Source organism: Blastococcus sp. CT_GayMR20 (assembly GCF_004570345.1).
Map to the genome: position 1 here is coordinate 1 of NZ_SPQM01000163.1, position 9,105 is coordinate 9,105.

Here is a 9,105-nt window from a genome sequence, read left to right on the forward strand (position 1 = left end):
CAAATCGGCCCTCCCGGGCTTCCTCGCTGGCTGGATGTCCAACACTACGCCGGTTTCCAGCACCCCCGCAGGAGCAACCGGTCCGGCGACCCTCCCGGGCCGCGCGGCGCATGGAGAACCATACACGACCCTGCGGGGCCGTGCACGGGGGTCCCCTTACAGCCCCAGGAAGCTCTCGATCCCCACCGTCAGCCCCGGTCGGCGGCCGATCTCGCGCACGGCCAGGAGCACCCCGGGCATGAACGAGGCGCGGTCGTACGAGTCGTGCCGCAGGGTCAGCGTCTCCCCCGCCGCGCCCATGAGCACCTCCTGGTGCGCCACCAGTCCGGTCAGCCGAACAGCGTGGACCTGCACGCCCTCGACGTCGGCGCCACGGGCGCCCGGCATCTCGTCCGTCGTGGCGTCCGGCGACGGTGGGAGCCCCGCGGCCCGGCGCGCGGCAGCGACCAGGCGGGCCGTGCGGACCGCCGTCCCCGACGGGGCGTCGACCTTGTTGGGGTGGTGCAGCTCGACCACCTCCACCGACGGGAAGAAGCGGGCAGCCTCCTGCGCGAACTGCATCAGGAGGACGGCACCGATCCCGAAGTTGGGCGCGATGACGACCCCGACGTCCGGCTTGGGCTCCAGCCACTCGGAGATCGTGGCGAGCCGGTCCTCGTCGAAGCCCGTCGTCCCGACGACGCAGTGGATGTTCTGGTCGATGCAGAAGCGGATGTTGTCCATCACGACGTCCGGGCGGGTGAAGTCCACGACCACCTGGGCGCCGGCGTCGGCCACGTTGAACAGCCAGTCGCCGTCGTCGACCATCGCGACCAGCTCGAGGTCGTCGGCCTCGTTGACCGCCTTGACGACCTCGGTGCCCATGCGCCCGCGGGCGCCGAGCACGCCCACGTTGATGAGGGGCGACTCACCGTCGGGCACGGGCGCACGCTGCGGATTCGGGACGGAGGTGCTGGTGGTCACGCGGTCAGGCTTCCCGGCCCGGCGTTCCCACGCAAGGCAGGGAAGATCACGTCTGGCGATGCCGGCGGGCCAGCACGTCCCAGAGCACCAGGCCGAGGACGAGCCCGGCGACGTCGGCCACCCAGTCGGCGACGGACGCCGTCCGGTTCAGGGCGGTCATCCCCTGGACGACCTCGCTGACCGCCGCGTAGGTCACCAGGAGCACGCCAAGCACGGGCCGGCCGATCCCCGCCCAGCGACCGCTGAGGGCGAGCACGGCGAACAGCGCGGCGTGCACGAGCTTGTCCACCCCGGGCGGGGCGGACGGCACGTCGTCCGCGGGCGCGAACAGCACCGCGAGCGAGACCAGGACGACGACGGCGAAGGCACCCCGGGCGAGCGGGCCGTGCTCCTGCAGGGCGTCACGCACGGGAGTCAGAGCCGGTCGAGGTCGGACTCGCGGTAGGGCCCGACGACGGCGAGGCACGTCTCCTGGGTGAAGAGCTCGGCCGCGACGGCGCGCACCTGCTCCTCGTCGACGGCGTCCAGCCGGTCGAGCACGTCCCGCACGGGCAGGTACTCCCCGTAGGAGAGCTCGCTCTTGCCGAGCCGGCTCATGCGTGAGCCGGTGTCCTCGAGCCCGAGCACCAGACCACCCTTGAGCTGGCCGCGACCGCGGGCCACCTCCTCGGCGGTGATGCCCTCGGCGGCGACCCGCTCGAGCTCGGCCCGCACCAGGCGGAGCACCTCGGGCACGCGCTTCTTCGAGCAGCCGGCGTACACGGAGAACGCTCCCGCTCCCGCGTAGTGCGTGAGCGCCGACCCGACGCTGTACACGAGCCCGCGCTTCTCCCGGATCTCCTGGAACAGCCGTGAGCTCATCCCGCCGCCCACCGCGGCGTCGAGGACGGCGGCGACGTAGCGCCGCTCGTCCAGCCGCCCCATCGTGGGTGTGCCCAGGAGGAGGTGGGTCTGCTCGGTCCGGCGGGCGATGAGTCCGGCGGGATGGGCGGGCTTGGTGAGGGCGCCCTCGCCGAGCCGCAGCGGCGACGGGCGCTCGTCGCCGGCGAGCCGGTCGCCGAAGGCCGCCGTGACGAGGTCGAGCACCTGCTGGTGGTCGACCCGGCCGGCGGCGGTCACCACGATCGAGGGCATGGTGTAGCGCCCGCGGTACCAGCCGTCGACGTCGTCCCGGGTCAATCCCTCGATGGAGTCGACGGTGCCCAGGACCGACCGGCCGAGCGGGGTGTCGCCGAAGAGGGTCTCGGCGAACAGGTCGTGCACCGCGTCGGAGGGCTCGTCGTCGCGCATGGCGATCTCCTCGAGGACCACCGTGCGCTCCGACTCCAGGTCGGCCGCGGTGTTCCTGGCCTCGGTGACGAGATCCGACAGCAGGGCCACCGCCAGGGGGAGGTCGCTGGCGAGGACGTTCGCGTAGTAGCAGGTGTGCTCCTTGGCGGTGAAGGCGTTCATCTCACCGCCGACGGCGTCCATCGCCGTCGCGATCTCCAGGGCGCTGCGAGTTGCCGTCCCCTTGAACAGCAGGTGCTCCAGGAAGTGCGAGGAACCGGCGACCGCCGGGCTCTCGTCCCGCGAGCCGACGCCGACCCAGATCCCCAGGGTCGCCGACAGCACCCCCGGCATCGTCTCGGTCAGCACCCGCAGGCCGCCCGGAAGCTCGGTGCGCTCCACCCGGCCGCCGACCTCGTCGAGGTCGAGCAGCGCGGTCACCCCGACGGGAACCGGGGCGGGCGCATCAGCACCCGCCCCGGCTCCCGTGATGTCAGGCGTTGTCACTCACCCGCGGGTGCAGCGGCCTCGGCGGGCGCCTCGGCACCCGCTGCGCCGGCGTCACCCTCGGCGACCGGCACGAGGCTGATCTTGCCGCGGGCGTCGATGTCGGTGATCTCCACCTGCATCTTGTCGCCGACGTTGGCCACGTCCTCGACCTTGCCGATCCGCTTGCCGCCACCCAGCTTGCTGATGTGCACCAGGCCGTCGCGGCCGGGCAGCAACGAGACGAAGGCACCGAACGGCGTGGTCTTGACGACCGTGCCGAGGAAGCGCTCGCCGACCTTGGGCAGCGTCGGGTTCGCGATCGCGTTGATCCGGTCCACCGCTGCCTGGGCCGAGGGGCCGTCGGACGCGCCGACGTAGATCGTGCCGTCGTCCTCGATGGTGATGTCGGCGCCGGTCTCGTCCTGGATCGCGTTGATCATCTGACCCTTGGGGCCGATGACCGCGCCGATCTTGTCGACCGGGATGCGCACCGTGGTCACCCGCGGGGCGTAGGGGCTCATCTCGTCGGGGCCGTCGATGGCCTCGCCCATGACGTCCAGGATGTGCAGCCGCGCCGCGCGGGCCTGGGTCAGCGCACCGGCGAGGACGTCGGAGGGGATCCCGTCGAGCTTCGTGTCCAGCTGGAGGGCCGTCACGAAGTCCTTGGTGCCGGCGACCTTGAAGTCCATGTCACCGAACGCGTCCTCGGCGCCGAGGATGTCGGTCAGCGCGACGTACTCGGTCTTGCCGTCGACCTCGTCGGAGACGAGGCCCATGGCGATGCCGGCGACGGGGGCCTTCAGGGGCACACCCGCGTTGAGCAGGGCCAGCGTCGAGGCGCACACCGAACCCATGGACGTCGAGCCGTTGGAGCCCAGCGCCTCGGAGACCTGCCGGATCGCGTAGGGGAACTCCTCGCGGTCGGGCAGGACCGGGACGAGCGCCCGCTCGGCGAGCGCGCCGTGGCCGATCTCGCGGCGCTTGGGCGAGCCCACGCGGCCGGTCTCACCGGTGGAGTACGGCGGGAAGTTGTAGTTGTGCATGTAGCGCTTGCGGTTGACCGGCGACAACGTGTCCAGCTGCTGCTCCATGCGGAGCATGTTCAGCGTGGTGACGCCGAGGATCTGCGTCTCGCCGCGCTCGAACAGGGCCGAGCCGTGCACCCGCGGGATGACCTCCACCTCGGCCGACAGCGGCCGGATGTCGGTGAGGCCACGGCCGTCGATGCGGACCTTGTCGCGCAGGATCCGCTGGCGGACGACCTTCTTGGTCAGCGCGCGGAAGGCACCGGAGATCTCCTTCTCGCGGCCCTCGAACTGGCCGGCCAGGGCAGCCTTGACCTCGTCCTTGAGCGCGTCGGTGGCGTCCTCGCGCTCGTGCTTGCCGGCGATCTGCTGCGCCTGGGCCAGCTTGTCGCCGACCTGCGCCTCGACGGCGGCGTAGACGTCGTCCTGGTAGTCCAGGAAACGGGGGAACTCGGCGACCGGCTTGGCGGCCTTCTCCGCGAGCGCGGCCTGCGCGTCGCACAGCGCCTTGATGAAGGGCTTCGCGGCCTCGAGGCCCTGGGCCACGACCTCCTCGGTGGGCGCGGTGGCGCCACCGGCGACGAGCTGGATCGTCTTCTCGGTGGCCTCGGCCTCGACCATCATGATCGCGACGTCGCCGTCCGGGAGGACCCGACCGGCCACGACCATGTCGAAGACGGCGTCCTCGAGCTCGGCGTGGGTCGGGAAGCCGACCCACTGGCCGTTGATCAGGGCGACGCGGGTGCCACCGACCGGGCCGGAGAACGGCAGGCCGGACAGCTGGGTGGACGCCGAGGCGCCGTTGATGGCGAGCACGTCGTAGAGGTGCTCGGGGTCCAGCGCCATGACGGTGATGACGACCTGGACCTCGTTGCGCAGCCCCTTGGCGAAGGTGGGGCGCAGCGGGCGGTCGATCAGGCGGCAGGTGAGGATCGCGTCCTCCGACGGCCGGCCCTCACGACGGAAGAACGAGCCGGGGATGCGCCCGGCGGCGTACATCCGCTCTTCGACGTCGACCGTGAGCGGGAAGAAGTCGAACTGCTCCTTGGGCTGACGGCCGGCCGTGGTGGCCGACAGCAGCATGGTGTCGCCCATGGTGATGACGACGGAGCCGGCGGCCTGACGGGCGAGCCGGCCGGTCTCGAAGGTGATGGAACGGCTGCCGAAGCTGCCGTTGTCGATGACCGCGGTGGCGGTGGTGACGCCGTCCTCGGGGTCGAACTCCGCGGAGACGGGGCTGGTGGTGGGTGCGGACATGTGTCCTTCTCTCTTCTTCGTCGCATCGGCCTCGTGCCGGTCTGCGACTCCTCTGACGGCGAGCTGTGCCGTCCTGCGTCCGGGGCGACCGGTGCTCGATCGAAGCCCTCGGGTCCAGGTTCCCGCGGAGCGGGGAACCGATGCGTGCCCGGGAGCCACTACCGAGGACCGGCCCTCGAGGGGCGCGTCCGGCGGCTGGCCGGTTGTTCCCCGTACGGCGGGTGCCGCACGAGGAAGGGGACCGCCCGGGATTCCCCCGGAACGGCCCCCTCGTCGTGCTTAGCGGCGCAGACCCAACCGCTCGATGAGCGAGCGGTAGCGGGTGATGTCGGTCTTCGCCAGGTAGTTCAGCAGGCGGCGACGACGACCGACCAGCAGGAGCAGGCCCCGCCGGCTGTGGTGGTCGTGCTTGTGCATCTTGAGGTGCTCGGTGAGGTCGCTGATCCGCTTGGTCAGCATCGCGACCTGGACCTCGGGCGAACCGGTGTCGTTCTCGACCGTCGCGTACTCGGTCATGATCTGCTTCTTGACTGCGCTCTCGAGCGCCATTGTTCGCCTCCGGGGCGGGTCACGTGTGGCCCCCGGTTTGAATCACGGGGGCAGCCTGCACACACGTCGGTCTCCCGACGTCGGTGCCCAGGTTACATGCCGAGGATCTGGCGGGTGTCGGAGACGTCCTTCGCCATCGCTGCCAGCAGCGCGTCGACGTCCGGGAAGGCAGCCATCGGCCGCAGGCGGTGCACGAACTCGACGCCGACGTGCTCGCCGTAGAGGTCGTCGTCGTAGTCGAGCACGTATGCCTCGACCGTACGCCGGCTCCCCTGGAACGTGGGGTTGCTGCCCACGGAGATGGCGGCGGGGAACCGCTCCCTGCTCGCCCCGCTGCGGGGGTCACGGGTCACCAGGTGGCCGGCGTACACGCCGTCGGCCGGGATCGCGGTGAACGGCGGGCTCTCGACGTTCGCCGTCGGATAGCCCATGTCCCGGCCCCGCCGGTCGCCGCGGACGACGATGCCGTCCACCCGGTGCGGCCGGCCCAGCGCGCGGGCGGCGGACACCATGTCGCCGGCCGCGACGCAGGCCCGGATGTAGGTCGAGGAGATGGTGACGTCGTCGTCGTCGACGGCGGCCAGCGAGATCCCCTCGACGGCGAAGCCGAAGCGGCGTCCCTCCACGGTCAACGAATCCACCGTGCCGGCCGCCTTGAACCCGTACGTGAAGTTCTCCCCCACCACTACCTGGGCGGCGTGCAGGTGCTCGACCAGCACCGTGTGGGTGAAGGTCTCCGGCGACAGCCGCATGAACTCGGTCGTGAACGGCAGGACGCACATCGCGTCCACCCCCAGCTCGGCCACCAGCTCGGCCTTGCGGTCCAGCGCGGTGAGGATCGCCGGGTGCGATCCCGGCCGGACGACCTCGGCCGGGTGCGGGTCGAAGGTGAGCAGGAGGCATGGGCGGCGCATCGCCCGGGCACGGGCGACGGCGGCACCGATCAGCTTCTGGTGCCCCCGGTGGACGCCGTCGTACATGCCGATGGTGACCACGGTCCGCCCGAGGTCCCCCGGGGTCGCCTCCAGTCCGCGCCAGCGCAGCACGCCGTCGACGTCCCGGCTCAGGCGACCCGGTGCAGCCAGCCGCGGGTGTCGGCCACCCGCCCGTGCTGGATGTCGAGCAGCGATTCGCGCAGCCGCATGGTGAGCGGGCCGGGAGCGCCGTCGCCGACGGTGAAGTCGCCGGTTCGGGCCTTGACCTCGCCGACGGGGGTGATCACCGCGGCGGTACCGCAGGCGAACGTCTCGGTGACGGTGCCGTCGGCGACGCCCTCGCGCCACTCGTCGACCGTCCACTTCCGTTCGGTGACGGTGTGGCCGAGCTCGCGGGCCAGCGTGATCAGCGAGTCGCGGGTGATGCCGGGCAGCAGCGTGCCGGTCAGCTCGGGGGTGACGAGCTCGGCGTCCTCGCCGGAGCCGAGGACGAAGAACAGGTTCATCCCGCCCATCTCCTCGACGTAGCGCTTCTCCACCGCGTCGAGCCAGACGACCTGGTCGCAGCCGGCGGCGATGGCCTGCTCCTGGGCGAGCAGGCTGGCCGCGTAGTTGCCGGCGCACTTCACGTCGCCGGTGCCGCCGGGAGCAGCTCTGATGTAGTCCTCGGAGAGGTACACCGAGACCGGGTGCACGCCGCGGGGGAAGTAGGCGCCGGCCGGGCTGGCGATGACCATGAACAGGTATTCCGACGCCGGCCGCACACCCAGGAAGGGCTCGCTGGCGAGCTGGTACGGCCGGATGTACAGCGTCTGGTCGGGGCCGGTGGGCACCCAGTCGCGGTCGGCGTCGACGAGTGCGTCGACCGCGGCGATGAAGGCGTCCTCCGGGACCGGCGGCATGGCCAGCCGCTTCGCTCCGCGGGCGAACCGGGCGGCGTTGGCCTCCGGGCGGAAGGTGGCGACGCTGCCGTCGGGCTGGGCATAGGCCTTGAGGCCCTCGAAGATCGACTGCGCGTAGTGCAGCGCCGCGGTCGACGGGTCCAGCTGCAGCGGCCCGTACTGGGTCAGCCGGGCGTCGTACCAGCCCTTCCCGGCCTGGTACCGGGCCACGAACATGGTGTCGGTGAAGAACCGGCCGAAGCCGGGTTCGGCCAGCATCCCCGCGCGCTCGGCGGCCGGGCGACGTGTCACGTCCTCCACCACGAGCGGCACGCCCTCGGTGAACATCCGGGAGGAGGTGCGGCTGTCGGCGAGCGTGTCGGTCATGGCTCCCACCTGCACGTGCGAAGGAACGGCACCGGCCCTCCGGGGCGGAAGACCGGCGCCGTCACAGTAACCCGACGGTCCGGGCTCGCTCTGCGGTGCTCAGGTCTCCTGGTGCGCCTTCGGGCCGGAGGACTCGAGCACCTCGTAGGACCACAGGTGGTGGGAGTCGCTCGCCGCCGGGGCCAGGTCGTCGCCGCCGCCGTCGTGGGAGCGGGCGAAGTCCTGGCCGGACTCCCACTCGCGGTAGGCCTCCTCGCTGCTCCACCGGGTGTAGACGAGGTACTGGTCGGTGCCCTCCACCGGCCGGAGCAGCTCGAACCACTCGAAGCCGGGGGTCTTCTCGACGTGGCCGCCCCGGCCGCGGAAGCGCTCCTCGAACCGGGCCTGCTTGTCCGGGGGGACGACGATCGCGTTGATCTTCACGATGCTCATGCCGCTCCCGTTCCCGCGCCGGCCGGTGCGCAATCGCGCATGGGGCACCCTGGAGGGGTGAATGCGCAGCGCACCGCCGACCTCGGCTTCGCCCGGCTGGACCTCGACCGGGGAACGCGCACCGGGACGCCCGAGGTGGTCTACGCCGCCGGCAAGACGCCGGCGCAGACCGTCGCCTGCCTGGCCGCGCTCCTTGAGGGCGGCAGCCCGCTCGCCTGGGCCACGCGGGTGGACGACGCCACCGCCGCGGCCGTCCTCGGGCGCTGGCCGGACGCCGTCGTCGACGCCGACGCCCGCTCGGCCTTCGTCGGGGAGCTCCCTGCCCCGGTGGGCACCGTCCTCGTGCTCACCGCCGGGACGTCGGACGGCCCGGTGGCCGCCGAGGTGGCCGCGACCCTGGCCGCGAGCGGCGTCGGCTGCCGGCGGGTGGACGACGTGGGCGTGGCCGGCGTGCACCGCGTGCTCGCCGTCGCGCCGGACCTGGCCGAGGCGGACGCGGTCGTCGTGGTCGCCGGCATGGACGGCGCGCTGCCCAGCGTGGTCGCCGGGCTCACCGACCGGCTGGTCGTCGCCGTCCCGACGTCCGTGGGCTACGGCGCCGCGTTCGAGGGGCTGGCCGCGCTGCTGACCATGCTCACCGCCTGCGCGCCGGGCGTGCTGGTGGTCAACATCGACAACGGGTTCGGCGCCGGTGTGGCCGCCGCGCGGATCGCGAGGTCGGCTCAGCGGTAGCGGACCGGGTCCGGCAGCAGTTCGTTCATCGAACCCGACCGGAAACCGCGCGGGTCGAGCTCCACGCGCTCGAACCCGGCCACTGCGGCCAGCAGGTCCGGCCGCGCGGCGACCTCGGGCACGCGCCCGGCGTCGATCTCCACCCGCGCGGTGCCGCCGCCCAGGTCGCGCACGCGGAGGTCGCGC

9 protein-coding genes and 1 pseudogene are annotated in these 9,105 nt (G+C 72.2%); 1 reads left to right on the forward strand and 9 read right to left on the reverse strand.

Features of this window, described 5'->3' with window-relative positions:
• Positions 1-156 precede the first annotated feature (156 nt).
• The 8 genes from dapB to E4P40_RS23715 all read right to left on the reverse strand — a co-directional run bounded on the left by dapB (position 157) and on the right by E4P40_RS23715 (position 8,187).
• Positions 157-963, reverse strand: coding sequence for a 4-hydroxy-tetrahydrodipicolinate reductase (gene dapB / locus E4P40_RS23680; protein WP_209305487.1), 807 nt, complete (start codon positions 961-963; stop codon positions 157-159).
• Between the two features lie 46 nt (positions 964-1,009).
• Positions 1,010-1,372 (reverse strand): VanZ family protein, encoded by a 363-nt coding sequence (locus E4P40_RS23685; RefSeq protein ID WP_135160831.1) that lies wholly within the window; start codon positions 1,370-1,372, stop codon positions 1,010-1,012.
• A gap of 5 nt (positions 1,373-1,377) precedes the next feature.
• Entirely contained in the window at positions 1,378-2,739 is a 1,362-nt protein-coding gene (locus tag E4P40_RS23690; protein WP_135160832.1) for a pitrilysin family protein, read from the reverse strand.
• Positions 2,736-5,003 (reverse strand): polyribonucleotide nucleotidyltransferase, encoded by a 2,268-nt coding sequence (locus tag E4P40_RS23695; RefSeq protein WP_135160833.1) that lies wholly within the window; start codon positions 5,001-5,003, stop codon positions 2,736-2,738. The genes E4P40_RS23690 and E4P40_RS23695 overlap by 4 nt, the downstream gene beginning before the upstream one ends.
• A gap of 279 nt (positions 5,004-5,282) precedes the next feature.
• Positions 5,283-5,552, reverse strand: coding sequence for a 30S ribosomal protein S15 (rpsO, locus tag E4P40_RS23700; RefSeq protein WP_135160834.1), 270 nt, complete (start codon positions 5,550-5,552; stop codon positions 5,283-5,285).
• 92 nt (positions 5,553-5,644) lie between these two features.
• Positions 5,645-6,598: a bifunctional riboflavin kinase/FAD synthetase gene (locus E4P40_RS23705; protein ID WP_135160835.1), complete on the reverse strand. Its 954-nt coding sequence runs from the start codon at positions 6,596-6,598 to the stop codon at positions 5,645-5,647.
• Between the two features lie 17 nt (positions 6,599-6,615).
• Positions 6,616-7,755 carry a branched-chain amino acid aminotransferase gene (locus E4P40_RS23710; RefSeq protein WP_209305488.1) on the reverse strand — a complete coding sequence of 380 codons (1,140 nt, stop codon included), beginning with the start codon at positions 7,753-7,755 and terminating at the stop codon, positions 6,616-6,618.
• Positions 7,756-7,854: 99 nt separating this feature from the next.
• Positions 7,855-8,187: an antibiotic biosynthesis monooxygenase gene (locus E4P40_RS23715; protein WP_135160836.1), complete on the reverse strand. Its 333-nt coding sequence runs from the start codon at positions 8,185-8,187 to the stop codon at positions 7,855-7,857.
• A gap of 57 nt (positions 8,188-8,244) precedes the next feature.
• Between E4P40_RS23715 and larB the strand changes: the two genes are divergently transcribed.
• On the forward strand, positions 8,245-8,919 hold the full coding sequence (larB, locus tag E4P40_RS23720) for a nickel pincer cofactor biosynthesis protein LarB (protein WP_245160546.1): 675 nt from the start codon (positions 8,245-8,247) through the stop codon (positions 8,917-8,919).
• Here the strand turns inward: larB and E4P40_RS23725 are convergent.
• Positions 8,910-9,105: pseudogene (locus tag E4P40_RS23725) on the reverse strand (ExsB family transcriptional regulator); the annotation flags it as partial. The gene larB and the pseudogene E4P40_RS23725 overlap by 10 nt on opposite strands.